The 25,571-nt window shown below is 63.6% G+C and carries 22 protein-coding genes and 1 pseudogene; 15 read left to right on the forward strand and 8 right to left on the reverse strand.

What is annotated here, in order from left to right; genetic code table 11:
* Positions 1-465 (reverse strand): annotated as a pseudogene (locus tag QHC78_RS17560) (transposase); the annotation flags it as partial.
* Between QHC78_RS17560 and QHC78_RS17565 the strand changes: the two are divergent.
* Both QHC78_RS17565 and QHC78_RS17570 read left to right on the forward strand, forming a co-directional pair.
* A complete protein-coding gene (locus QHC78_RS17565) occupies positions 453-1,409 on the forward strand; it encodes a DUF4238 domain-containing protein (protein WP_319746843.1) in 957 nt (318 codons plus the stop codon). The pseudogene QHC78_RS17560 and the gene QHC78_RS17565 sit on opposite strands and share 13 nt — an antisense overlap.
* Before the next feature lie 3 nt (positions 1,410-1,412).
* Positions 1,413-2,408: a DUF4238 domain-containing protein gene (locus tag QHC78_RS17570; protein ID WP_319746845.1), complete on the forward strand. Its 996-nt coding sequence runs from the start codon at positions 1,413-1,415 to the stop codon at positions 2,406-2,408.
* A gap of 254 nt (positions 2,409-2,662) precedes the next feature.
* On the opposite strand, the gene QHC78_RS17575 is transcribed toward QHC78_RS17570, so the two are convergent.
* Positions 2,663-3,763 carry an NAD(P)-dependent alcohol dehydrogenase gene (locus QHC78_RS17575; RefSeq protein WP_319746848.1) on the reverse strand — a complete coding sequence of 367 codons (1,101 nt, stop codon included), beginning with the start codon at positions 3,761-3,763 and terminating at the stop codon, positions 2,663-2,665.
* A gap of 290 nt (positions 3,764-4,053) precedes the next feature.
* Between QHC78_RS17575 and QHC78_RS17580 the strand changes: the two genes are divergently transcribed.
* Positions 4,054-4,830 (forward strand): ferredoxin--NADP reductase, encoded by a 777-nt coding sequence (locus QHC78_RS17580; RefSeq protein ID WP_319746850.1) that lies wholly within the window; start codon positions 4,054-4,056, stop codon positions 4,828-4,830.
* An 89-nt stretch (positions 4,831-4,919) separates the two neighbouring features.
* On the opposite strand, the gene QHC78_RS17585 is transcribed toward QHC78_RS17580, so the two are convergent.
* Together QHC78_RS17585 and QHC78_RS17590 are read right to left on the reverse strand one after the other, a co-directional pair.
* Complete coding sequence (locus QHC78_RS17585) at positions 4,920-5,408, reverse strand: SRPBCC family protein (RefSeq protein WP_319746852.1); 489 nt, start codon at positions 5,406-5,408, stop codon at positions 4,920-4,922.
* Between the two features lie 57 nt (positions 5,409-5,465).
* A complete protein-coding gene (locus QHC78_RS17590) occupies positions 5,466-7,436 on the reverse strand; it encodes an APC family permease (RefSeq protein WP_319746854.1) in 1,971 nt (656 codons plus the stop codon).
* Between the two features lie 199 nt (positions 7,437-7,635).
* Here QHC78_RS17590 and QHC78_RS17595 point away from each other — a divergent pair, with 199 nt between their 5' ends.
* From QHC78_RS17595 to edd, 10 genes are all read left to right on the forward strand, one after another.
* Positions 7,636-8,025: a Rid family detoxifying hydrolase gene (locus tag QHC78_RS17595; protein WP_319746856.1), complete on the forward strand. Its 390-nt coding sequence runs from the start codon at positions 7,636-7,638 to the stop codon at positions 8,023-8,025.
* Positions 8,026-8,094: 69 nt separating this feature from the next.
* Positions 8,095-10,101: an ATP-dependent DNA helicase RecG gene (gene recG / locus QHC78_RS17600; RefSeq protein ID WP_413816486.1), complete on the forward strand. Its 2,007-nt coding sequence runs from the start codon at positions 8,095-8,097 to the stop codon at positions 10,099-10,101.
* A gap of 13 nt (positions 10,102-10,114) precedes the next feature.
* On the forward strand, positions 10,115-11,059 hold the full coding sequence (locus tag QHC78_RS17605; protein ID WP_319746858.1) for a LysR substrate-binding domain-containing protein: 945 nt from the start codon (positions 10,115-10,117) through the stop codon (positions 11,057-11,059).
* A 96-nt stretch (positions 11,060-11,155) separates the two neighbouring features.
* Complete coding sequence (locus QHC78_RS17610) at positions 11,156-11,698, forward strand: Dps family protein (protein WP_319746861.1); 543 nt, start codon at positions 11,156-11,158, stop codon at positions 11,696-11,698.
* A 212-nt stretch (positions 11,699-11,910) separates the two neighbouring features.
* Positions 11,911-13,545, forward strand: a complete 1,635-nt coding sequence (locus tag QHC78_RS17615) for a benzoate-CoA ligase family protein (RefSeq protein ID WP_319746863.1) — start codon at positions 11,911-11,913, stop codon at positions 13,543-13,545.
* A gap of 82 nt (positions 13,546-13,627) precedes the next feature.
* A complete protein-coding gene (ubiA, locus tag QHC78_RS17620; protein ID WP_319746864.1) occupies positions 13,628-14,512 on the forward strand; it encodes a 4-hydroxybenzoate octaprenyltransferase in 885 nt (294 codons plus the stop codon).
* Positions 14,513-14,573: 61 nt separating this feature from the next.
* Positions 14,574-15,272 (forward strand): YggS family pyridoxal phosphate-dependent enzyme, encoded by a 699-nt coding sequence (locus tag QHC78_RS17625; RefSeq protein WP_319746867.1) that lies wholly within the window; start codon positions 14,574-14,576, stop codon positions 15,270-15,272.
* 41 nt (positions 15,273-15,313) lie between these two features.
* Positions 15,314-16,144: a pyrroline-5-carboxylate reductase gene (proC, locus tag QHC78_RS17630; RefSeq protein WP_319746870.1), complete on the forward strand. Its 831-nt coding sequence runs from the start codon at positions 15,314-15,316 to the stop codon at positions 16,142-16,144.
* Positions 16,128-17,357, forward strand: a complete 1,230-nt coding sequence (locus QHC78_RS17635; protein ID WP_319746872.1) for an MFS transporter — start codon at positions 16,128-16,130, stop codon at positions 17,355-17,357. The genes proC and QHC78_RS17635 overlap by 17 nt, the downstream gene beginning before the upstream one ends.
* Before the next feature lie 136 nt (positions 17,358-17,493).
* The gene (gene edd, locus QHC78_RS17640) at positions 17,494-19,365 is read left to right on the forward strand and encodes a phosphogluconate dehydratase (protein WP_319746873.1); all 1,872 of its coding nucleotides are present in this window, start codon (positions 17,494-17,496) and stop codon (positions 19,363-19,365) included.
* An 11-nt stretch (positions 19,366-19,376) separates the two neighbouring features.
* Here the strand turns inward: edd and QHC78_RS17645 are convergent, their stop codons facing one another.
* Positions 19,377-20,669 carry an NCS2 family permease gene (locus QHC78_RS17645; RefSeq protein WP_319746874.1) on the reverse strand — a complete coding sequence of 431 codons (1,293 nt, stop codon included), beginning with the start codon at positions 20,667-20,669 and terminating at the stop codon, positions 19,377-19,379.
* A gap of 342 nt (positions 20,670-21,011) precedes the next feature.
* Positions 21,012-21,350 (reverse strand): BON domain-containing protein, encoded by a 339-nt coding sequence (locus QHC78_RS17650; RefSeq protein WP_319746875.1) that lies wholly within the window; start codon positions 21,348-21,350, stop codon positions 21,012-21,014.
* A gap of 284 nt (positions 21,351-21,634) precedes the next feature.
* Here QHC78_RS17650 and QHC78_RS17655 point away from each other — a divergent pair, with 284 nt between their 5' ends.
* On the forward strand, positions 21,635-22,492 hold the full coding sequence (locus QHC78_RS17655; RefSeq protein WP_319746876.1) for a 23S rRNA (adenine(2030)-N(6))-methyltransferase RlmJ: 858 nt from the start codon (positions 21,635-21,637) through the stop codon (positions 22,490-22,492).
* A gap of 40 nt (positions 22,493-22,532) precedes the next feature.
* Here the strand turns inward: QHC78_RS17655 and QHC78_RS17660 are convergent, their stop codons facing one another.
* Positions 22,533-22,988, reverse strand: a complete 456-nt coding sequence (locus QHC78_RS17660) for a carboxymuconolactone decarboxylase family protein (protein WP_319746877.1) — start codon at positions 22,986-22,988, stop codon at positions 22,533-22,535.
* Positions 22,989-23,170: 182 nt separating this feature from the next.
* On the opposite strand from QHC78_RS17660, the gene QHC78_RS17665 reads away from it, so the two are divergent.
* The gene (locus tag QHC78_RS17665; RefSeq protein WP_319746878.1) at positions 23,171-23,854 is read left to right on the forward strand and encodes a GntR family transcriptional regulator; all 684 of its coding nucleotides are present in this window, start codon (positions 23,171-23,173) and stop codon (positions 23,852-23,854) included.
* 56 nt (positions 23,855-23,910) lie between these two features.
* Here QHC78_RS17665 and ahpF read toward each other — a convergent pair whose 3' ends face one another.
* The gene (ahpF, locus tag QHC78_RS17670) at positions 23,911-25,500 is read right to left on the reverse strand and encodes an alkyl hydroperoxide reductase subunit F (RefSeq protein WP_319746879.1); all 1,590 of its coding nucleotides are present in this window, start codon (positions 25,498-25,500) and stop codon (positions 23,911-23,913) included.
* Between the last annotated feature and the right edge of the window lie 71 nt (positions 25,501-25,571).

Genomic DNA, 25,571 nt, shown 5'->3' on the forward strand with positions numbered 1-25,571 from the left:
ATATGCTGATCCGCCGATACCCATACCGGGGATACTGCGCCGAGAGCGCCTTCATCCTCGCCACCACCGGCGCGTCCTTGTGTGCCTTGGTAGGCTCGTAGCGCAACCCCGAACGGGATACTTCATATAGCGTACAGGCTCGGCGCTGGGATACCCCCAGCGAGCAAGCCAGCCGGGCCTGCTCCTGCCGAACCTGTACGCTCACCACTTTCGGCGGCTGACCTCCTTCATCACCTCGATCTCCAGGTCCCGCTCGACTAGCAGCTTGCGCAGTCGTGCGTTCTCGGCCTCGACTTCCTTGAGCCGGCGCACTTCGTCCACGCCAAACTCCCCGAACCGCTTGCGCCAGCCGTAGATGCTCTGCTCGCTCACCCCGTGCCGCTTGGCCACATCGGCCACCGGGTCCCGGTCGGCCTCACGCAGTATCCGCACAATCTGCTCTTCGCTGTACCTTGCCTTCTTCATCTCGCTTCCTTCTCGCGTCGGAAGCTATTTTCTCAAACACCGTGTGGCGCGAATTTCTCAGAGCAGGTCACCACCAGCATCTGTACACCCGCCTGATTGGCCAGGAAGAAACGGACGAGTTCGAACGATGGCTTGCCCAGGAGTTTGAACACCCTGCTACAGAAGCCATACGACGGGCAGTCAATGATGAGCGGATGACCGCGGAACATTGGAAGGCCCTGATCCGTTTCACCGTTGCTCAGGATGTACGCACCCCAGCGAATTTGATGGACTTCTTGGCCAGACAGCAGGAGACTCTACCTGCACTCATGAACGAGACCCTTGAGAACTCCGTCAGAGATCTCGAAGAAGCAGTCAGGACTGGTACCAGGCTTCCGACGCCAGAACCCGATCCTTCGGGCGCCTTTCCAGTCAAGGTCATCACCGAAAAGAATCCGAATGGGGATGGAACCATCCGAACCGAAATAGTCGTTGGAAGAAGCCTCTGGCTGTGGAGCCTACGGCACCTCTTGACCGAAACGATCAAGAAGGTCCCAGATAACCGTTGGACTATCGTTCGCGCACCAGGCGACATCTCATGGCCGACGACCGACCAACCCGTCGTCAAGCTCAGATACATGAGTGCTGATAACTACACCTATGGCGGAGGCTGGGGGGTTCCCAAGTGCGATATTTTCATGCCGCTCAGCCCCAAACATCTGCTACACAACTTCGTAGGTCGAAGAAGTTGGCCGAGAGGCACGGTGCTCGATGTAGCCACTGCGCAGCAGATCCGAAGGATCATCATTGGACATGCCCACCGCTACGTTTTCGACAAAGAGGAAAGCGATGTTCCTCTTATCCTCCTCAGAAGGGTGAGCCTGGCCGACTACCAGCAAGAACAGGCCACTTGGAAAAACTGGCATCGAGAGCAGAGTGAGGCCGAGATGGATTTTTCGAGATAGAAAATGACACAGAAGAAAAGACACCATTTCGTTCCTAAAGCCTACCTCAAAGCGTTCTGCGACAATGCAGGACGGCTGCTCGTCTATCGGAAGGACAAGCCCGACGAGCCCCTACGGGTTGCACCAGACGCGACGCAGTTCCAGGGGTATTACTACTCCCAACCAACACCAGACGGCGGTGTGGACAACAATACCTTGGAGGACTTCTTCTCTGAGATAGAAAGCGACTGGCCGCAGATTGTCGCTAAACTCCATCGAAGGGAGAATGTCAACAATAGCTTGGAAGCCATCTTTCAATTCATGGCTTTGCAGCGGGCCCGAGTCCCAGCGAGCCGCGATGCTATCGAAGCAGCGCTCGCTTCGACTGTCAAAGCTACGATGAAGACCATGCTGGCTGCGGGCGCCCTTCCTCCCCCACCGAAGGGGCTTGAAAACCTCCCTGACCTAGTTAAGGTAGCCATTGATCCGCACCAAAGCATCCATGCCATGGGGACGATCATTCAAGGTATGGGCCCGATCTTTGACAAGATCGGCCTGGTAGCAATCCACAACGCAACGTCACGCGCGTTCTTGACGAGCGACAACCCCGTTGCATGGTTTGACCCATCCCAGCCCTTCGAAAACCAGCTCCCATACACGCTGAGTCCGGATGGGCCAATTACGCTTCAGTTTCCAATTAGCCCGACCCTGCTTTTGCTTGGAGGCACTCAGTACCAAGAGGCCTATGCAGCTAAAGGACTCCTACACGGTGATGCCCCTGACGACACGTGGGTGGAGCACGTCAACGCTCAAACATGCAGGTTTGGGTACAACGCCGTGATCTCACAAGGTCCGGGCCAAGAGTATCTGATTAAACAATTTGCCGAAGTCTCACCCGTGCATCAGGCTGTCTTGGTGCCATCCATCAACGGAGCCGTGTTGCATCGGCAGGTGTTCGGGCCGCGTACACCTAAGCCAAAATGGCGCACGGAGCCTCAAGCGGGGCCAAGGGCGTCCTGATAGTCTGCCCCCATAAACACCCAAGCAATAGTAGGAATTTTTCACTGCCAACTTTTCGGCAAAGTCATGCTTGATTCCGTTCCAATAGGAAAATTTATGCCTTAACGCGCCTGACGCTCATAAGGCACCGCCCTCAGGAACTAACCTTACCGACCGGCAAAGTTATGCCTTACTCCCCGGCAAACTTATGCTTAACGCCACAAACAAGGCGCTGCGTAGCCACACGCAGCGCCTTGTGTTGTTTTTGCGCCCGCTCAATGGGGCTTGATCGCCACCTTCAGGACGTTGTCTCGCTGGTGGCCAAACAGGTCGTAGGCCGCGACGATGTCATCGAGCTTGAACTGGTGCGTCACCAGGGGCCCCAAGTCAAGGCGTCCCGATTCCAGGACGTTGATCAGACGGCGCATGCGTTCCTTGCCGCCCGGGCAAAGCGCGGTATTGATCTTGTGGTCGCCAAGCCCGGCGGCAAACGCCGAGAGCGGAATCGTCAAGTCCTCGGAATAGACGCCCAGGCTGGAAAGCGTGCCTCCCGGCTTGAGTACGCGCAGGGCGGACTCGAACGTCGATTGGGTGCCCAGCGCCTCGATCGAGGCGTCCACGCCGCGGCCACCCGTGAGCTTCATGATTTCGCCGATGACGTCGCATTCCTTGAAGTTGAGCGTGACGTCCGCCCCCATCTGGCGCGCGATGTCGAGCCTGTGCGCGTTTCCGTCGACGGCGATGATGGTGGTTGCACCCAATAGCCGTGCGCCGGCCGTGGCGCACAGGCCGATGGGACCCTGGGCGAAGACGGCAATGGTGTCGCCAATCCGGATGTTGGCGTTTTCCGCGCCCTTGAATCCCGTCGACATGATGTCGGGGCACATGAGTACCTGCTCGTCGGTCAAGCCGTCAGGAATGGGCGCGAGGTTGGCCTGAGCATCGGGAACCAGCACGTACTCGGCCTGCGTGCCGTCGATCATATTCCCGAAGCGCCATCCTGCCGTGGCCTTATAGCCGTGGCAGCCGCAAAGTCCCTGCGGCACCAGGTAGCTCCCATCCTGCGAGGGCACGCCGTCTTGCGCCGCGTACGAATTGAAGTTGGGGCAGATCGCCCCGGCGACGACACGTTGCCCTTCCTGGTAGCCGCTCACGGCGCTCCCGAGCCTCTCGATGACGCCCACCGGCTCGTGTCCCACCGTCAGGCCCGGAGCCACGGGATATTCGCCTTTCAGGATGTGTATGTCCGTGCCGCAGATGGTCGTGGTCGTGATGCGCACGAGTGCATCGTTGGGTCCGACCTCGGGTATGGCCTTGTCCGCGATCTCGATACGGCCAGGGGCGACGAATACGGCGGCTTTCATCATGGCGGTCATCGTTTGGGCTCCCGAAGGGACGAGACACCGCGCTTGCGGGCTGCCGCCAGCATGGCACGCGACGTACCTCCGTAGTTTGAGCGATCTGTGCCATGTGCAACGATTTGCACCGGTGAATCTACCGTGCGTTCTCATCCATCCGCGGGAATAAGCTTAAAACGCCCATTCATAACCCGCCGCGATTTTCGCCGTACTGCCCGCTAATCCGCATAAAATCTAGGGTTTACGTTCTGAAGTCAGGTCACGGTTTGGTAAACTGGCCCGACTACCTAGATGGGATGCTTTAGGCTATGGCCGCTTTCAACACCGAACGCGTTACGAGCGTTCACCACTGGAACGACACGCTTTTCAGCTTCAGGACCACGCGCGATCCCGCGCTGCGGTTCCATAACGGCCACTTCGTCATGATCGGCCTGGAAGTCGACGGCAAGCCGCTCATGCGCGCCTACAGCATCGCCAGCGCCAACTACGAAGAGCACCTTGAGTTCCTCAGCATCAAGGTGCCCAACGGTCCGCTCACGTCGCGCCTGCAGCATCTGAAAGAAGGCGATTCCATCCTGGTCAGCCGCAAGCCCGTCGGCACGCTGGTCGTGGACGACCTGCTGCCGGGCAAGAACCTCTATCTGTTCGGCACCGGCACTGGCCTCGCCCCGTTCATGAGCATCATCAAGGATCCCGAGGTATACGAGCGCTTCGAGAAGGTGGTGCTGGTGCACGGCGTGCGCTGGATCAGCGAACTGGCCTACGCCGACTACATCAGCAACGAATTGCCGAACAACGAATACTTCGGCGACATGGTGCGCGATAAGCTCGTCTACTATCCCACCGTCACGCGCGAGCCGTTCCGCAACCAGGGCCGGATCACGGAATTGCTGACCAGCGGCAAGCTGGCTTCCGACGTTGGCCTGCCGCCCGTCAATCCCGAGCATGACCGGGCCATGCTGTGCGGCAGCCCCCATATGCTGGCCGATGTCAGCGCCATTCTGGACGGGCTGGGGTTCAAGGTGTCCGAGGCTACTGGCCACGCCGGCGACTACGTGGTCGAGCGCGCGTTCGTCGAGAAGTAACCAATTCGCCCACCGGCTGCGCCGGGAAAATGGAAACGGGGCCAACGGGGCCCCGTTTTCATGTCGGCTGGCTGCGGCGCCAGGCTGCCTCAGTGCAGCAGCTTGCCCGATTCGGCCAGTTCGCGGATACGCTGGACGGTATCCATGTCGGCCGCGATGTAGGCCTGTTTGCGCAGGTTGACCACCGTTTCGTCGAGGTCGCTGTGGCCTTCCGCCAGGTCCAGTTCATAGATGAAGCGCAGGAACAAGGCTTCCGGCTCGGGTTCCTCGATACGCACGGTGGCGGTACTGCGCGGCCACAGCTCCGTCGCCGAGGCCAGGACGCTCACTTCTTCCATCGGGATCAGGGTGACTTCGTCGTGGACCTGGAAGGGGCCGAAATCCAGCACACGCTTGAGCACGGTCTGGCCGGCGTGGACCATTTCGTCCTCGATGACGCAACTCTCCAGACCCATGACGAATTCGGTGGGCTGGTGGGCCCGTATGAAAAGCCCGCGCCAGATCTGCTCGCGGGTGAGCGGCGTCAACAGCGGGACCAGCGGGTCGTTGATCTGGATGAGGTGTTCGAATCGAAGCATGGGCAGGCGGTTCCTTGGGCCATGTGGGCGGCCAGCTGTAAGGATACCGCGCCCGGCCTAGTCGATCAGCATCGGTAGCACCATCAATTGCTGGCCGTTGATATGCATGCGCCGCTGCAAGGAATTGATGGCCTGGTTGTGCAGCAGGCGGGTGATGAAGTTCTCGCGCTTGAACACCAGTTTGCTGGCGAACACGATGGTGTTCGGATATTCCTGTAGGACTTCGGTTATCAGTTTTTCAAGGGTCTGCACGGCGTCGGTGCCGAATCCCAGTCTGCTGGTGGCCGCCATGCCGTAGCTGTTGCAGAAGCGCTCGAAGAACTTGAGCGAGGTCGTGGCCTGGAGCTTCATCGCCTCCATCGCTTCCTGGCCGCCGTAGACCTGCGCGTCCACGGTCCGGGCGTTGATGAAGACAAAATTCTTGAAGTGGTCGGGAAACATGCGCTGTACCCACAGCAGCGCATGCAGGCCCCCGCCGCGGCTCGATCCGACCAGGAACGCAGCGGTGGGCGCCTGGGGATCGAGCGAGGGTGGAGAACAGTCCGAGCCGAAGGTCTGGTTCGCGAAGATATCGTCGATCAGCGCGATGCGACGCCGGATTTCCCGGTAATGCGCGCGGATGCCCAGGCAGATGACGATCAGCACGCTGGTAATGAGCAGGGTGGCCCAGCCGCCCTCGAAGAATTTTTCGACGACCGTCACGATCAGGATGGAGCTGGTGATGGCGAGCGCCACCAGGGACAATGCCAATCTCCGGCGCCAGTGCTTTTTATGGGTGGGCTTGTGGCGGTTGCGGATCCAGTACCGTGAGAGTCCCGCCAGCGACAGCGTGAAGGTCAGGAATACGTTGATCGAATACAGCACCACCAGCACCGATACGTTACCCCCTGTCAGCAGAAGGATGGCGAAGGCCGCGATGCCCATCAGCAATATGCCGTTTTCCGTGACCAGGCGATTCGACAGGTAGCGGAAGCGGTGCGGCATCCAGGAATCGGCCGCCATGTTGGACAGTACCGACGGGCCGCCCAGGAATCCCGTATTGGCGGCGACGAACAGCAGGCCGGCCTCGAAGGCCAGCACGATGGTCAGCGCCGCGAACAGATTGCCGTCGTTGAATCCCATTTCCGCCAGCACGTTGCCAAAGACCACTGCATTCAAGGTCTGGCCTTCTACCGGCACCGCGTTCCACAGCAGGTAGAGCAGGATGATCCCGCCGGCGGTGAATGCCAGGCTCGTGGCCATGAGCAGCATGGTCAGCTTGCCGGTATGGACGACCGGTTCGGCCAGGCGGTCGACGTTGTTCGACACTGCTTCGATCCCGGTGTAGGTGCCGCCGCCCAGCGAATAGGCTTTCAGGAACACCGCCAGTACGACGAACCATCCGGCCTCTTGCGAGAAGTCCCGTACTTCGCGCAGCGTATCGGGAATCAGCAGGGGCAAGCCCTCGGCGTGGGCGAAGATGCCCCATGCGATCAGCGCGGCGTGCGTGACGACGAAGCCCGCGAAGATAGGCAACAGCACCTTGATGCTTTCTTTGGCGCCGCGCAGGTTGAGCCACAGCAACACGACCACCATGAAGCAGGCGGTCCACAGTTTGAACGGCTGCCAGTGCGTGGGCAGCAGGGAAAACAGTGCATCGGTGCCGCTGGCGACCGAAATGGCAATGGTCAGGACGTAGTCGACGATCAGGGCCGAGCCCGATACCAGGCCGGCGGTGGGGCCGAGCAGGGCAGTTGAGACCCGATAGCCGCCGCCACCGGTCGGGAACAGTTCGATGACCTGGTTGTAGGCCAGCGCCACGACAAAGACCGTGATGGCCGTGGCGATGGCCAGGAACAGCGCCAGATGCGTGTGGGTGCCGAGGGCCCGGAAGGCTTCTTCGGGGCCATACGAAGACGACGACAGGCCGTCCGCCCCCAGTCCGACCCAGGCCAGGAAAGCCGCAAGAGCGATGGAGTGCCGGGTGTCGGGCGACAGCGGATCGCGGGCCTTGCCCAGCAGCCGCTCGCGCCATGAGGATGCTTTCATTCAGAGGGTTCCTGCTGCTTGTTTCTTCGTTCTGCGGCGCGCAGCGTACGCTTACCCGGCAAATCGTGCTTTGAAACCCATTCTAGCAACAAGGGAAATTGTTACCCCTTCCCGCGGCTCGCCACTATTGCAATCGAATTTCTGATAGCTTTACACGCAGGGGCGCGGGCTGGCGTCCAACCGAGACCACGAGGCAAGCATGAGCAAGCACATCATCCATACCGACGCCGCGCCCGCGGCCGTCGGTCCTTATTCCCAGGCGGTGGCGGTGCCGGCCGCGGGCCGCACCGTTTATTTGTCGGGCCAGATAGGCCTGGTGCCGGCCACCGGCGAACTGGAGACCTCCAGCTTCGAAGCCCAGGTCCGGCAGGCCTTTGCCAACATGGAAGCGGTGGTGCGGGAGGCGGGCGGCACGCCGGAGCAGATCGTCAAGCTCACGCTGTTCCTCACCGACCTGTCCCGCTTTGGCACGGTCAACGAGATCATGGCGCAGCGGATTCCCCAGCCGTTTCCGGCGCGTTCCACGGTAGGCGTGGCGGCCTTGCCGAAGGGCGCCGAGTTCGAAGTCGAGGCCGTATTGGTCGTCTGATCGCCGGAGACCATGGTTTTGCGAGCCGTCGCGCCCGACGATGCCGAGCTGACGCCGCAGCAGCGCAAGATGCGCAAGCTGGGCCTGCGCGGTCCCGAGGATCTGATCCTGCACCTGCCCATCCGCTACGAGGATGAGACGCGGTTGACGCCCATCGGCCAACTGCTGCCCGGCATGTGGGCGCAGGTCGAAGGCGTCGTGACGCGATCCGAGGTGACCTATCGGCCGCGGCGGCAATTGATCGTCGCCATCCAGGACGACACCGGCGAGCTGAGCCTGCGTTTCCTGAACTTCTATCCCAGCCAGCAGAAACAACTGGCCGAGGGGAGGCGGATACGTGCGCGCGGCGAGGCACGGGGCGGTTTTTTCGGCATGGAGATGGTGCATCCGCGGACCACCGTCGCGGATGACGATACGCCGTTGCCGGATCGCTTGACGCCCGTCTACCCGACGACCGAAGGCCTGCCGCAGACGACCTTGCGCAAGGCCATCGCCCAGGCGCTGGAGCAGGCGGACCTGCGCGATACCTTGCCGCCCGGGCTTTTGCAGCGCTACGGACTCATGCCGTTCGAGCAAGCCGTGCGCCTGCTGCACGCACCGCCGCCCGAGGTCGAGACTCAGTCATTGATGGACCGTGCCCACCCGGCATGGCTGCGCATCAAGTTCGACGAGCTGCTGGCCCAGCAGTTGTCGCTGGCCCGGGCGCGTGCGGCGCGGCTGGAAAAGCGGGCTCCACCGCTGGCTCGTTCGACGGCGCGCGATGGGTTGGTGGCTCGCCTGCTGCTGGCGCTGCCCTTCGAGCTGACGGGCGCGCAACAACGCGTGCGCGAGGAAATCGCTGGCGATCTTGCGCGGCCGCATCCCATGCAGCGCCTGCTGCAGGGCGACGTAGGCAGTGGCAAGACCGTCGTGGCCGCGTTGGCCGCCGCCCAGGCCATCGACAATGGGTTCCAGGCGGCGCTGATGGCGCCTACCGAGATTCTTGCCGAGCAGCATTTCCGCAAGCTGGTGGATTGGCTGGAGCCGTTGTCGGTGAAAGTGGCCTGGCTGACCGGCAGCCTGACGGCGAAGGCGCGCCGGGAGGCCGTGGCCATGATAGAAAGCGGCGAGGCGCAATTGGCGGTAGGGACCCAGGCACTGATCCAGCAGCATGTGCAGTTCGCGCGCCTGGGCTTGTCCATTGTCGATGAACAGCATCGCTTCGGCGTCGGCCAGCGCCTGGCGCTGCGCAACAAAGGCGGCGGGGACGAAATCTTCCCTCACCAGCTGATGATGTCCGCCACGCCCATTCCCCGCACGCTGGCCATGACCTTCTTTGCCGATTTGGACGTATCGGTCATCGACGAACTGCCCCCCGGGCGTGTCCCGGTCATTACCAAGCTCCTGTCGGATACGCGGCGCGACGAAGTGGTGGCCCGCATACGCGCAGCGGTGAAGACCGGCCGCCAGGTGTACTGGGTCTGTCCTCTGGTCGAGGAGAGCGAGACGCTGGAGCTGCAGACGGCGGTCGATACCTTCGAGGCGCTGCGCCAAGCGTTGCCGGAACTGCGCGTCGGGCTCGTGCACGGGCGGCTGCCCACGTCCGAAAAGGCCGCCGTGATGCAGGCATTCAAGGACGGCGAGCTGGACCTGCTTGTCGCCACGACGGTCATCGAGGTGGGCGTGGACGTTCCCAACGCCTCGCTCATGGTGATCGAGCATGCCGAGCGCTTCGGCTTGGCGCAGCTGCACCAGTTGCGCGGGCGCGTTGGCCGTGGAGCGGCCGAGTCGGTGTGCGTCCTGTTGTACCAGGCGCCTTTGTCGCAGGTGGCCAAGGCGCGGCTGCGGACGATGCATGAAACCACCGATGGCTTCGAGATCGCGCGTCGCGACCTCGAGCTGCGCGGCCCCGGGGAGTTCCTGGGCGTGCGGCAGTCCGGGCTCGCGCTGATGCGCTTTGCCGACCTGGAGCAGGACCTCGGGATTGCCGAGCAGGCGCACGAAGCGGCAGCCGAATTGCAGGCGCATGCTGCGGACGTCGTATCGGACCACCTGGCGCGTTGGATGCGCGGGCGGGAAGACTTCCTCAAAGCTTGAAGAGAGGCGACTCATGACACTGACAGAACTGAAGTACATCGTGGCGGTGGCCCGCGAGCGGCATTTCGGCCGGGCAGCCGAGGCATGTTTCGTCAGCCAGCCCACGCTGTCGGTGGCCATACGCAAGCTGGAAGACGAGCTTGGCGTGACCTTGTTCGAGCGCGGCGGCACGGAGGTGGGCGTCACGCCCATCGGCCAGCGCATCGTCGCTCAGGCCCAGAAGGTCCTGGAAGAAAGCGCGAACCTGAAGGAGATCGCCAAACAGGGCCACGATCCCTTGTCCGGTGCATTGAGGCTGGGCGTGATCTACACCATCGGCCCCTACCTGCTCCCGCAGCTCGTGCCGAAACTGCTCGAGATCGCCCCGCAGATGCCGCTGTTGCTGCAGGAGTACTTCACTGTCAGGCTGCTGGAGCTGCTGCGGCAGGGCGAGATCGACTGTGCCATCATGGCGCTGCCGCTTCCGGACGCCGGCTTGGCGATACAGCCGTTGTACGACGAACCCTTCGTGGTGGCTGTGCCCAAGGACCATCCCCTGGCCAGACGCGGCAAGGTCGATGCCGAAGAGCTCAAGAGCGAGACGATGCTGCTGCTGGGCAGCGGGCATTGCTTCAGGGACCAGGTGCTGGAGGTATGTCCGGAACTGTCGCGCTTTTCGGCGACCAACGAGGGCATACAACGAACCTTCGAGGGGTCTTCGCTGGAAACCATCCGGCACATGGTCGCATCCGGCATAGGCATCACCGTGCTCCCCATATCCTCGGTGCCTGTCCAGCCCGACGAACGGGACCTGTTGCGCTATATCCCGTTCGAAGAACCGGTGCCCGACAGGCGCGTGGTGCTCGCGTGGCGCAAGAGCTTTCCGCGCACCGCCGCTATCGAGACACTCATCACCGCGATCCAGGCGTGCAGCCTGAATGGCGTGACCATGATCCACCAGGCCGAACAGGCGGACTGAGGCAAGGCAGTACCCGGGATGCGCTTGTAATGTCGCGATTCATCCCGATCTAGTATTCTGTGATTGTGGTTCCGACCTTGAAAGGGAGATATGGCAATGGCAAAGAAAGCAAGCCCCAAGAAAAACGGAAGCAGTGCAGGCACGGGTGCCGTTCGTTCGACGACGGGCGCCCCACGCATCGATATCGGCATCTCGGACAAAGACCGCGCCGCGGTGGCGGGAGGTTTGTCCAAGCTGCTGGCCGATACCTACACGCTCTACCTCATGACGCACAACTTCCACTGGAACGTGACGGGGCCGATGTTCAACACCCTGCATGCAATGTTCATGACCCAGTACACCGAGTTGTGGAACTCCATCGACGACGTGGCCGAGCGCATCCGTGCCCTCGGCCACTTTGCTCCGGGCACCTACCGCGAATTCGCCAAGCTCAGTACCGTGAGCGAACCGGCCGACGTGCCCGAGGCGCTGGAAATGGTGCGCCAGCTGGTCGTGGGGCACGAAGGGGTCGCCAAGACCGCGCGTTCCATCCTGAAAGTGGCTGACGCCGCGAGCGACGAGCCTACGGCCGACCTGCTGACTCAGCGCCTGGAATACCACGAAAAAACGGCCTGGATGCTGCGCAGCCTGCTGCAGTAGACCGCTTCTTCGTTGGCCGGGGCGGGACTTGCGCCGCCCTGAGCCGGCCTGTCCAGAGATCCCTGCATTGCCGCGGCGATGCAGGGATTTTTTTCTTTCTGGCTCGGGGCAGTGAGTTCAAAAATTATTTGAAGTTTAAAAATTTTAGGCTAAATTAATCTCGATCACACTGCTGCGCGGCCGTGCGGACCGCCCACTGCTGGAGAGGAACCATGGAACGCTCGGGACATCTCGATACGTTTGCGCGAGACCATCTTCCGCCCCCCGAAGCCTGGCCGGATTTCCTGCTCGATCACCCCGCCGTTCGCTATCCCGCGCGGTTCAATTGCGCTGCAGAATTGGTCGATGGGGCGGTAGCGGCAGGACACGGCGACCGGCCAGCCATCCAGACTTTCATCGATGGCAAGCTGACAGTCATCCGCTACCGTGAGTTGCAGGAGCGGGTCGACCGCCTGGCCCGGGTCCTGACGGAGGACATGGGACTGGTGGCGGGCAACCGGGTATTGCTGCGCGGGCCGAACAACCCTGCTATGGCCGTGGCCCTGCTGGCGACCATCAAAGCCGGCATGGTAGCGGTCCCGACCATGCCGCTGCTGCGCGCCGCCGAGCTCAAGCCCATCCTCGACAGGGCCCAGGTAAGGGCCGCGCTGTGCGACGTGCGCCTGCGCGACGAGCTGGAGGCCTGCATGCGGGAAGGGGCATGGCATTGCCCGACGTTGGCTCAGGTCCGGTTCTTCAACGATGATGGTCCGGAGTCGCTGGAAAGCCTTGCCCGGAACAAACCGGTGCCTTTTTCGCCGTGCGACACGGCGTCCGACGATGTCTGCCTGATCGCTTTCACCAGCGGCACTACCGGCAGTCCGAAAGGCTGCATGCACTTCCATCGTGACGTGCTGGCCATGTGCGATCTGTTCCCCCGCTATATTCTGGAGGCGCGGCCCGACGATATCTTCTGCGGCACGCCCCCGCTGGCTTTTACCTTCGGATTGGGAGGAATGCTGTGCTTTCCCTTGCGGGTAGGGGCCTCGACGGTCCTGGCCGAGAAGCTGACGCCTGCGGCACTGCTGGAAACGATCCAGGCGACGCGCGCAACGATCGTGTTCACGGCGCCGACCTTCTATCGCCAAATGGCGGCTCTGGCCGATGGCTACGACATATCCAGCGTGCGTCATGCGGTATCGGCCGGCGAGGCGCTGCCTGATGCGACACGGCAAAGCTGGAAGCAGGCCACCGGGGTCGAGATGACCGACGGTATAGGCAGCACGGAAATGATCCATATTTTCATTTCCAGTGCCGGCGACCAGGTCCGCCGCGGCGCCATCGGCAAGGTCGTACCGGGCTACGAAGTGCGGATCGTCGACGACGAAATGCGCCCGGTGCCTCCCGGGACGATAGGCAAGCTGGCCGTGCGCGGCCCGACGGGGTGCAAATACCTGGCAGACGAGAGACAGGCGAATGTCGTCCAGCAGGGGTGGAACCTGACCGGCGACTCTTTCGTGATGGACGAGGACGGCTATCTCTATTACCAGGCCCGCACGGACGATATGATCATTTCCGCCGGCTACAACATCGCCGGCCCCGAGGTGGAAAGCGCGCTGCTGCAGCACGAGGCCGTGGCCGAGTGCGGGGTGGTGGGCGTGCCCGACGAGGAGCGCGGGCAGGTCGTGACCGCATTCGTGGTGCTGCGCCCTGGCGTGCAGGCTGGCGAAGCGCTCGCCAAGGTGCTGCAGGAGCACGTCAAGCAAACCATCGCGCCTTACAAATATCCACGCGTGATCCGTTTCGTCGACGCGTTGCCGCGCACCGAGACCGGCAAGCTCAAGCGTTTCGCGCTGCGGTCCCTCTAGCATTCCCGGGCGGTACCGCGGGAGCGCCAGGGCGGGAGTGCCGGCGGCACCCTGCTTGCCGCCTCCTTGCTACCATATGGGGATGAACCGCTCGCTGCCCCTGACGCTCTCCCAACGCCTGTCGCTCTATGCCCGCCTGGTGCGGATCGACAAGCCCATAGGCATACTGCTGCTGGTGTGGCCCACGCTATGGGCATTGTGGGCCGCGAGCAATGGCCGGCCCTCGTGGTATTTCGTCTTCGCGTTCGTGGTGGGCACGGCCTTGATGCGTTCGGCCGGATGCGCGATCAACGATTACTTCGACCGCGATGTCGACCTGCATGTCGAGCGTACCCGGGACCGGGTGCTGACCTCCGGACTGATCACGCCGGGCGAGGCCGTGGGCGTGGCGATCGCGCTGGCCTTGGTGTCGTTCCTGTTGATCCTGCCCATGAATACCTTGGTCTGGGCCTTGTCTGTGGTTGCCGTTTTCCTGGCCGCCAGCTATCCCAAGTTCAAGCGCTTTTTTGCCATTCCCCAAGCGTACCTGGGCATTGCCTTCGGCTTCGGCATTCCCATGGCCTACGCGGCGGTGCTGGAAACGGTTCCGCTGGAAGGCTGGATCATGCTGGCGGCCAACATCTTCTGGGCGGTGGCCTATGACACCGAATATGCCATGGTCGACCGGCCCGACGACCTCAAGCTGGGCCTGCGTACCTCGGCGATTACGTTCGGAAAATGGGACGTCGTGGCGGTGGGGCTGTGCTATGCCGCCACGTTGGCGCTGCTGGGCGCGGTGGGCGCCATGCTGGACTACGGCTGGGCCTTTGCCGCCGGACTGGCCGGCGCAGCGGCCGTGGCCGTGCGCCACCTGTGGTGGATACGGAACCGGGACCGGGCCGCGTGCTTCCGGGCGTTCCTGCACAACACCTGGTTCGGGTTCGCGGTATTCGCGGGTATCTTCGTCCAGACTACGCTGCTCAACTAGGGCGCGGCCTGCGGGCTTGCCGACGTGCCGGCCTATATAATCGTCGCTTTGTGCCGCCGCCATGTCGTCCATCGCCGACAACATAGACACCGTCCGCCGCCGCATAGAACGCGCCGCCCAGGCCTGCGGCCGGGACCCCGGCGGCATCGCGCTGCTGGCGGTATCCAAGACCTTTCCGCCGGAGGCGGTCCGGCAGGCTCATCGTGCCGGGCAGCGCGCATTCGGCGAAAGCTACGTGCAGGAAGCCGTGGCCAAGCTGGCCGCGCTGGAAGACCTGCGCGGCGATTCGGAATGGCACTTCATCGGTCCCCTGCAGAGCAACAAGGCCCGGCTCGTTGCCATGCACTTCGACTGGGTCCATAGCATCGACCGGCTCAAGATTGCCCAGCGCTTGTCCGACCACCGGCCTGCGGGCATGGCCGACCTGCAATTGTGCATACAGGTCAATATCGACGCCCAGCCCACCAAAAGCGGCGTGGCGCCCGGGGAAGCCCTCGCGCTCGCGACGTCCATCCAGGGCTTGCCCCGGGTGCGCCTGCGCGGACTCATGTGCATCCCGGCGCCGCAGCAGGACCCGGCGCGTCAACGGGAGGTATTCGCGCGGCTGGCCACGCTGCTGCAAGACCTCAACCGCGCCGGAATGGACCTGGATACGCTGTCCATGGGCATGTCGGACGACCTGGAGGCCGCCGTGGCGGCCGGCGCCTCTATCGTCAGGGTCGGCACCGCCATTTTCGGCGCCCGCGATTACTCCTCCTGAACGAGCCAGCCCGGCCGTCCCGGCTTTCCTTTGGAACTGTCATGAACCCAGAACTCTCGATTGCATTCATCGGTGGCGGCAATATGGCCGCCGCCCTCATTTCGGGCCTCGCGGGCAAGTTCTGCCCCATGGGCAACATCCACGTCGTGGAAGTGAACGACACCCTGCGCCAGTCATGGGCAGAGCGCGGAGCGACGGTGGCGGCCGGCCCTGACGAGATCTTGTCGCGCTGCAAGGTCTGGGTCTACGCGGTCAAGCCGCAGGTCATGAAAGAGGTGGCCGCCGCGACCCGGCCGTGGCTCAAGGACAGTCTGGTCATCAGCATCGCCGCGGGCATCCGGGCGGCGGACCTGGCTCGGTGGCTGGGGGCGGAAGGCAGCGCCTGGCCGCGTATCGTGCGCTGCATGCCCAATACGCCGGCGCTGATCGGCCAAGGAATTACCGGCTTGGCAGCGCTCGACGGCGTGGGCCAGGATGACCGGGCCTTGGCTGAATCCGTGCTGAAAGCCGTGGGAGAAACTGTCTGGGTCGAGCGCGAGTCCGATCTGGACGGCGTGACCGCCTTGTCGGGCAGCGGGCCGGCCTACGTGTTCCTGTTCCTCGAGGCCTTGGTCGAAGGGGGGCGGGCCGTGGGCCTGGATGCCGGCCAATCGCGTGCTCTGGCGCTGGCCACGCTGGCCGGCGCTACCCGCCTCGCGGCATCCTCCTCCGAACCGCCTGAAGTGCTGCGCGAACGCGTGACCTCGAAGGGGGGCACCACCGCGGCTGCCCTCGATGTCCTGGCACAGGCCGGGTTCAGGCAAACCGTGGTGCGTGCCATGCAGGCTGCCGCTCATCGTGCTCAAGAGATGGGCGATGAGTTCGGAAAGTAACCCGGAGCCGCCCGGTTCCGTTGCACGCCATCCTCCCTTTGTTCTTTTCTGGTTCGGCCGGGTCATGTCGACCCTGTCTTTCCAGATGCTGTCCGTGGCGGTGGGATGGCAGGTCTATGAGATCACGGGCAGCGCTTTCGACCTGGGGCTGGTGGGCCTGGCGCAGTTCGTGCCCATGGTCCTGCTGACTTTCGTCGTCGGCCATGTGGCGGACCGCTACGACCGGCGGGCCATCGCCAGCATTTGCATGGCAGTGGAATCACTGGCGGCCGGCGTATTGGCCATCGGTACGTTGCAGGGATGGTTGACGCGCGATGCCATTCTTGCGCTGGTGGCGCTGGGTGGTGCGGCCCGGGCCTTCGAGTCTCCGACCATGGCGGCGCTGGTGCAGGGAGTCGTCCCGCGCGCCCTCATTCCCCAGGCGGCGGCCTGGTCCACGTCCGCCACCCAGACGGCCCATATTCTCGGTCCTGCCCTGGGCGGCTTGCTTTACGGGCTGGGGTCGATGACAGCCTATGTCGTGGCCTGCGCGTTCTTTTGCATCGGAGCGGTACTCGTGGCGTTCATCCGTACCGAACGCAGCGTTCCGACGCGCGAGCCGGTTACGCTCAAGTCCGTGTTCTCCGGGATCGCCTTCATCCGCAGCCGTCCCGTCATACTGGGAACGTTGTCGCTCGACCTGTTCGCCGTGCTCCTGGGAGGCGCCACTGCGCTGTTGCCCATCTACGCACGCGACATCCTGCATACCGGGCCGTGGGGGTTGGGGTTGCTGCGGACCTCGCCGGCCCTCGGGGCGCTGGCCATGTCGGTAGTCCTGGCGCATTTCCCCGTCCAGCGGAACGTGGGGCGGGTCTTGTTCGCTTCCCTGGGCGTCTTCGGATTGGCAACCGTCGTTTTCGGATTATCGACGCACTTGGGGCTATCGATGGCGGCGTTGTTCGTGCTGGGTGCGGCCGATGTCATCAGCGTGGTGATCCGTTTCACGCTGGTCCAGTTGCAGACCCCGGCCGAGATGCTGGGACGGGTGAGCGCGGTGAACTCCCTGTTCGTGGGGACATCGAACCAGTTGGGCGAGTTCGAGTCGGGCGTGACGGCCGCGCTGTTCGGCGTGGTGCCCGCGGTACTGATCGGGGGTGCCGGCACGATCGCGGTTGCGTTGCTGTGGATGGTATTGTTTCCTCAACTGCGCCGGCTGAAAACGCTCGAGGGCTAGGCCGTGCCGCGCCGGGGCTGCGACGCGCGCCGCCGGCGGGCAGGCTCGATATTTGCGTCACGGGCCGGTCCGCGGCCGCGGCATGCGACGTTCCATGACGCGGCAACATCTTGCCTGGATTCGGAGGAAGCACGTCATGTCTTTGCATCCTGTAGTGCAGGAAGTCACGGATCGCATCATCGCGCGCGGCGGGGAGCGGCGGCGCCTATGGCTGGAGGAAACGCGCGGCCGGGCCGGGTCCCGGGTCCAGCGCGGCCAGCTCTCGTGTACCAACCTGGCCCATGGTTTTGCCGCCATGCCGGAGCGGGCCAAGGTCCTCCTGAAAGTCCTGGAGCGGCCCAACGTGGCCATTGTGTCGGCCTACAACGACATGCTGTCGGCCCACCAGCCGTTCGCCGAATTTCCCCCCTGGCTCAAGGAAGCCGCGCTTGAAGTGGGCGCCACGGCCCAGTTCGCGGGCGGAGTACCGGCCATGTGCGACGGCGTGACCCAGGGCCAGGAAGGCATGGAGCTATCGCTGTTCTCGCGCGACGTCATTGCAATGGCCACCGCCGTGGCGCTGTCGCACCAGATGTTCGATGCGGCACTCTACCTTGGCATATGCGACAAGATCGTGCCGGGCCTGGTCATCGGCGCATTGGCATTCGGTCACCTGCCCGCGGTCTTCGTGCCCGGCGGCCCCATGACGACGGGGGTGGCCAACGACGAGAAGGGGCGGATCCGGCAACTGTACGCCGAAGGCAAGGTCGGCCACGAAGAATTGCTGGAGGCGGAAAGCCGTGCCTACCATGGCCCGGGAACCTGCACCTTCTACGGTACGGCCAATTCCAACCAGATGCTGATGGAGTTCATGGGGCTGCATCTGCCGGGCGCCTCGTTCGTCAATCCCTATACCCCGCTGCGTGAAGCCCTAACGCGCGAGGCGGCGCGGCACGCGGTATCGCTGTGGCACGGTGGCGGCCGCTACACGCCGATATGCGACGTGCTGGACGAAAAAGCCTTTGTCAACGGGATCGTCGGGCTCATGGCGACTGGCGGGTCCACCAACCACACCATGCACCTGGTGGCCATGGCAAGGGCGGCGCGCATTGAACTGAACTGGGACGATTTCGAGGATTTGTCCAAAGTCGTGCCGCTGCTGGCCCGCGTCTATCCCAACGGCAAGGCCGATGTGAACGGATTCCGGGATGCCGGCGGCCTGCAATTCGTCATTCGCCAGCTGCGCCAGGGCAATCTGCTGCACGAGGATGTGAACACTATTGTGGGTCGCGGGCTGGATGCCTATTGCCGTGAGCCTTATCTGCGCGATGGGACGCTCGCCTGGCGAGAGGGGGCCGAGGCGTCCCGGGACGAAAGCATCGTCCGGCCCATCGACAGGCCGTTTTCTCCCAATGGCGGGCTACGCGTGCTGACCGGCAATATCGGACGCTCGGTCATCAAGATTTCGGCGGTGGCCCCGGAACACCAGGTGGTGGAAGCGCCGGCCATCGTCTTCAACGACCAGGACGAAGTGCTGGAGGCTTTCCGGCGCGGCGAGCTGGAGCGCGATTTCGTTGCCGTCGTGCCGTGGCAAGGGCCGGCAGCCAACGGCATGCCGGAGCTGCACAAACTGACGCCGACGCTTTCCGTATTGCAGGGGCGGGGGTTCAAGGTCGCCTTGGTGACCGATGGCCGGATGTCGGGTGCATCGGGCAAGGTGCCGGCCGCCATCCACGTTACGCCGGAGGCGCTCAAGGGGGGAGCGATCGGGCGCGTGCGAACCGGGGATCGGGTGCGGTTGGACACGGTGCGCGGCGTGCTGGAAGTGCAGGCAGACCTCGACGCCCGCCCGCCCGCGTCCCTGCCTGATTTGCGTCCGCATCATCGCGGCGTGGGCCGGGACCTGTTCGGGAACCTGCGCAAGTCGGTCAGCAGCGCCGAGCAGGGCGCCTGCACGTTGTTTGCCGATGAGGACGATACGCAGGTCGCCAAGGCGGCCCCGGAATCTAGCGAGGCCGCCCGGAACTGACCGGTGGGCTGTCAGCCGCCGGCCGTGAAAGTGAAGCGGATCACGAACAGAATGGCGATGAGCCATGCGGCGGGATGGATTTCCCGGACCCGCCCGGAGCAGGCCTTGAGTACCACGTAGCTGATGAAGCCGAAAGCGAGCCCGGTCGCAATCGAATAAGTGAAGGGCATGGCCAGGGCCGTCAACGCGGCGGGAATGGCCTCCGTCACATCGTCCCATTTGATGTCGATCAACTCGCGCATCATTAGACCGGCCACATAGAGCAGGGCGGGCGCGGTCGCGTAGGCCGGCACCGAACCGGCCAGCGGCGAGATGAACAACGCTGCCAGGAACAGCAGGCCGACCACCAGCGCCGTCAGGCCGGTGCGGCCGCCCGCCTGCACGCCCGAGGCGCTTTCGATGTAGGCGGTGGTGCTGCTGGTGCCCAGCAGCGAGCCCGCCGTGATGGCGGTACTGTCGGCGAACAAGGCGCGGCCGATGCGGTTCTTGCCTTCGGCCAGCAGGCCGGCGCGCTTGGCGACGCCCATCAGGGTGCCGGTGGCATCGAACACCTCGACCAGCACGAATACCAGCACGACATGCAGGAAGCCTGCGTGCAGCGCCCCGAGGATATCGAGCTGCAGGAAAGTCGGAGCAAGAGACGGCGGCGTCGAGAGGATGCCCTGGAATTGATTGATGCCCACCACCATGCTCAGCACGGTGACGATCAGGATGCCCAGCAGGATGGCGCCGCGGACCTTGAGCGCGTCCAGCACGGCAATGATGAAAAAGCCGGCTATTGCCAGCAGCGCTTCGGGCTTGTGGAGGTCTCCCAGCGTCACCAGCGTGGCCGGGCTGGCCACGACGATGCCTGCGCTGCTGAGCGCGATGATCGCGAGGAACAGGCCAATACCCGCCGCGATGGCGCTGCGCAGCGAGGGTGCAATGCCGGCGATCAGCCAGGCGCGCACGCCGGTAACCGTCAACAATATGAAAATCAGGCCCGAAATAAAGACCGCGCCGAGCGCCTGTTGCCAGGTAAAGCCCAGGCCGGCTACGACCGTAAAGGCAAAGAAGGCGTTCAGGCCCATGCCCGGGGCCATCCCGATGGGGTAGTTGGCCACGAAGGCCATCATCAGCGAGCCGATCGCCGCCGCCAGGCACGTAGCGGCGAATACCGCACCCCGGTCCATTCCCGTCGTGGACAAGATCTGGGGGTTGACGAAAATGATGTAGGACATGGTCAGGAAGGTCGTGATTCCTGCCAGCAGTTCGGTACGGGTATTGGTGCCGTGGTCGCGGAGTTTGAATAGGCGCTCTAGCATGGTGGCTTCCAGATCGGGTGGACGATGGCGGGAAGCCATGCGAAGCGGCCGGTCCGTCCGCGTTATGGTTGCGGTTCTGCGCGGTCCGGAATCTCGGCTCGTCGACGGCCTGCTTCCCCCAGGCGCATATTAGGGGCCGGACCGCAAAATGAAAAGCCAAGGTTGGGGGTATTCGCCGGGGGGAACACAAGCGACGTCCGTTCGTTCTATCCATCCAGGCGGCTGCCGGTACTGGTGGAAGAGAAGAGTGCGGCGTGCCGTCAAGCCGTGCGTAGCTTGGCCGCCCAGAGGGGTCGCCTGGCCCGCGTCGCCTGTACGGGACCCGGGCCAGGGGGACAAAGGTTAGCGCTGGGGTTGCTGTTTGAGCTGGATGTCGTTCTTGACGTCCTGGACGCCATCGATGCCGCGAGCGACGCGGACGGCGGAGTCGATCTGTGCTTCGTCGTCTGCCGTGCCGGCCAGCTGGACGACGCCATTGACCGTCGTGACCTTGATGCTCAGGGACTGGGTCGCCTGTTCTTTGAGCAGGGCAGCCTTGACCTTGGTGGTGATCATCGCGTCGCCGGCGAACTCGCCCGCCGACCGTTTCGGGCTGGGATTGGCGGATTCGGCCATGGCCATCGGCGCAGCGGCGGCGCAGGCAGCGACCATGGCAGCGATCATCAATTTGCGTGTGGTCATCGATCTCTCCTGGAATCGGCCTACCCGCGGCAGCGCGGGGACGGTTGCGGCAAGCTGCAACCGGCCTGGCCGGACGCGTCCAACATACGAGGACGCTTCCGGCGATGTCAAAGCTGGGTCGCTGCCGGCTGTGAGCATTTGTAATGGCGGCCCGGCGCTGGCCGCCGGAGTATGCCCGCCGGTGGTGCATGCCGTCACGTTTGCAAGGGATGCGTGGCACTTGTAACGGGCACCCGCGCCACACCGGACGGCGCGCCTACAATGGGCGGTCTTCTGGAAATGCCATGTTCAGTTATCGTCACGCCTTCCACGCCGGCAACCATGCCGACGTGCTCAAACATCTCGTGCTGGTGCAGCTGCTGCGTTATTTTGCGCAGAAGGACTCGCCGTACTGGTACATCGACACCCATGCCGGAGCCGGTGCATATGCGCTGGACGGAGACTGGGCCGGCAAGACCGCCGAATTCGAAAGCGGCATCGCGCGGCTCTGGACGCGGGACGACCTGCCGGCCATCGTGGCCGATTACGTGGAAGAGATCGTTGCTTTCAACCAGGACGAGTTTCTGCGCTACTACCCCGGCTCGCCTTTTCTTGCCGCGCGCGCCATGCGGGACAGGGACCGTCTGCGGCTGTTCGAGTTGCATCCGACCGAGATCGAGGTGTTGCGCAGCAATTTCCGTGGGCAAGGCAAGGATGAAGCGCGCCGCACCATGATTTACGCCGCGGACGGTTTCGAAGGGCTGAAGGCGTTGTTGCCGCCGCCCACTCGCCGCGGCATCGTCCTGATCGATCCTTCCTACGAGGACAAGCGCGACTACGCCCGGGTGGTGGAATGCCTGGGCGAAGCCCTGAAGCGGTTCGCCACCGGTTGCTACGCCGTCTGGTATCCGCAGGTCTCGCGGCGCGAGTCGCAGCAATTGGCCGGCAGGCTGGCTCGTGTCCCGGCCCGCAGCTGGCTCCACGTGACCTTGACCGTGCGCAAACCGTCAAGCGACGGGCTGGGCCTGCATGGCAGCGGCATGTTCATCGTCAACCCCCCATGGGTGCTGGAGGCCGCCCTGAAAGACGCCATGCCGTGGCTCACCCGCGTCCTGGCCCAGGATGCCGCGGCTGCTTTCTCGCTCGATGGCCGGCAGGCCTAGCGCCGTGCCGGCGTGAGGCGAGGATTGCGCCGCGCGGCGATCAACCCTTGTTCTGCGTTTCCTGCTTGGCTTCGTGGTCGGCGATGTTCGCCAGCAGTTCGGCTCCCCGGTTGGCCGCCGACAGTCCGCGGAACAGGAAGCACAGGCTGACGACGGCCTGCATTTCTTCCCACGTCGCACCGGCGCGGCGGGCGGCGATACCGTGCAGCACGGCCGCATCGCTCATGTCCATGAGCAGCATGCCGAACAACATCAGCTGCGCGGTTTTCACGTCGAAGCAGTTCGGATACATCGCGTGCTCGCGCATTTTTTCCTGCAGGTCCACCAGGGTCGGGTCCAGCGCGCCGGTGACCGAGAGCCGGGCCTCGATCCGGGGCGGCACGAAACCTATCAGTTCCTGGTAGATCGCCGCACGTTCGTCGAGCGTCTGCTCGGTGTCGGCGTAGGGGCCGATGCGGGCATCGACGATGGCGCGGTCTATGCGTTTGGGCAGCATGGAGGTCCTCCGGTTGTGGATTTTCGTTTATATTTATTTAAATCGATTTTATAGTCAATATCGATTTTCCTCGGGCAGGGCCGGGAGAGCGGTTTTCAGGCCCGGACAGCACCGGTTCTTTGCCGGCGCAACGGCGTGGCGGCGTCTCGTCTAGCATGGCGGTTCTTTGGTACCAGGCCCCTATGAGTACATCTCTTACCTCTCAGCTCACGCAATCCTTGCGCGAAGAATTGCTCAACGGCACCTTCAAGCCGGGGCAGCAGCTGCGGCTGAACCAGCTCAGCCAGCAGCTCAACGTCAGCCTGAGCCCCTTGCGAGAGGCGCTGTCGCGGCTCACCGCGGAAGGTCTGGTCATCGCCCAGGACCAGCGGGGCTACCAGGTTGCGCCGGTTTCCGTCCGCAACCACAAGGAAATCACCGGCCTGCGCACCATGCTGGAGCCGTATGCGCTGAAGATGGCAATGGCAAACGGCGGAGAGGAGTGGGAAGTCGCGGTGATCGCCGCCCATCATCGCCTGCAGCAGGTCGAGAAACGTGCGGCCTCGGATCCGGAAGCCTTGGTCGAATGGGAGGCGCGCCACCGCGATTTCCATATGACCCTGATCGGCGGCGGACAGATGCCGGTGCTTGCCCAGTTCTGCGAGAAGCTGCTGGCGTTTTCGGACCGCTATCGGCGTATTTTTCTGCGCGAACGACCGTTCGACCGCGACATTCCGGACGAACACGAGGCCATCCTTGCCGCCACCCTGAAGCGGGACGAGAACCGCGCCTGTGAATTGCTCGGCCAGCACATCGAACGGACGGCGGCCAATATCGCGGTCCTGCTCGAACAATGGGAGTCGGGCACGGACGACGCGGCGGCCTGAAAAGAAAAGGGCCCGGAGCGAACTCCGGACCCCGCACCGCCAACCCAGCAAGGGACTCAGGCGGGTACCGCCACTGTTTCCTGCGTTTCGGTTTCCACCGACGAGCGGATCAGGTAGTCGAAGGCGCTGAGCGCGGCCTTCGAGCCTTCGCCCGTGGCGATGATGATCTGCTTGTACGGCACGGTCGTCACGTCGCCCGCTGCGAAGACGCCGGGCACGGACGTCTGGCCCTTGGCATCGACCTCGATTTCGCCGTGCTTGCTCAAAGCCACCGTACCCTTCAGCCACTCGGTGTTGGGAACCAGGCCGATCTGCACGAAGACGCCTTCCAGCTCGAGGTGCCGGACTTCGCCCGACTGCCTATCCTTGTAGCTCAAGCCATTGACCTTCTTGCCGTCGCCAGTGATCTCGGTGGTTTGCGCCTGGGTGATGACGGTGACGTTGGGCAGGCTGTACAGCTTGCGTTGCAGGACCGCGTCGGCCCGCAATTCACCCGCGTATTCCAGCAGCGTCACGTGCTGCACCAGGCCGGCCAGGTCGATGGCCGCTTCGACGCCGGAGTTGCCGCCGCCGATCACCGCCACGCGCTTGCCCTTGAACAGCGGGCCGTCGCAGTGCGGGCAATAGGCCACGCCATGATTGCGATACTCGCGTTCCCCAGGTACGTTGACTTCGCGCCAGCGGGCACCGGTGGCCAGGATGACCGAACGGCTCTTGAGCACGGCACCATTGGCCAGCCGGACCTCGATCTGCTTGGCGCCCGGCACGAGCGCCTCGGCCCGCTGCACGTTCATGATGTCTACGTCATAGGCCTTGACGTGCTCTTCCAGCGCAGCAGCGAAGCGGGGCCCTTCGGTTTCCTTGACGGAAATGAAGTTCTCGATCGCCAGCGTGTCCAGCACCTGGCCGCCGAAACGCTCGGCCACGACTCCGGTACGCACGCCCTTGCGTGCCGCATAGATGGCAGCTGCTGCGCCCGCCGGACCGCCGCCCACGATCAGTACGTCGTACGGTTCACGCGCGTTGAGCTTTTCCGCATCGCGCTGGCCGGCATTGCTGTCGAGCTTGGCAAGGAATTCCTCCACGCTCATCCGGCCCTGGCCGAATACTTCGCCGTTGAGGTAGACCGTCGGCACCGCCATGACCTGGCGTTCCTCGACTTCGTTCTGGAACAGCGCACCGTCGATCGTCACCTGGCGGATGCGCGGATTGAGCAGCGACATCACGTTCAGTGCCTGGACCACCTCGGGGCAGTTCTGGCAGGACAGCGAGACGTAGGTTTCGAACGAGAAATCGCCGTCCAGGTTCTTGATCTGCTCGATCACTTCGGGTTCGAGCTTGATCGGGTGGCCGCCGGCCTGGAGCAGGGCCAGGACCAGCGACGTGAATTCATGGCCCAGGGGAATCGCGGCAAAGCGGATGCCGAGGTCCTCTCCGGGGCGGTTGATGGCAAAGGACGGCTTGCGCTTGTCGTCGTCGCGTCGCTCGATCAGCGTGATGCGGTCCGACAAGCCGGCAATCTCCCTGAGAAGTTCGGCCATTTCACGCGACTTCTCGCCATCGTCGATGGACGCGACGATCTCGATCGGCTGCGTGATCTTTTCCAAATAGGCTTGCAACTGGTTCTTGAGATTGGCGTCCAACATAGTTATTCCCTTGGTTCCGTAGCTTGTGTTTTTCGGAAGATGCCCGGGCCGCTTGTGGCGTCCCGGGCGTA

Source organism: Pigmentiphaga sp. (assembly GCF_033795525.1).
Taxonomy (GTDB): domain Bacteria; phylum Pseudomonadota; class Gammaproteobacteria; order Burkholderiales; family Burkholderiaceae_B; genus Pigmentiphaga.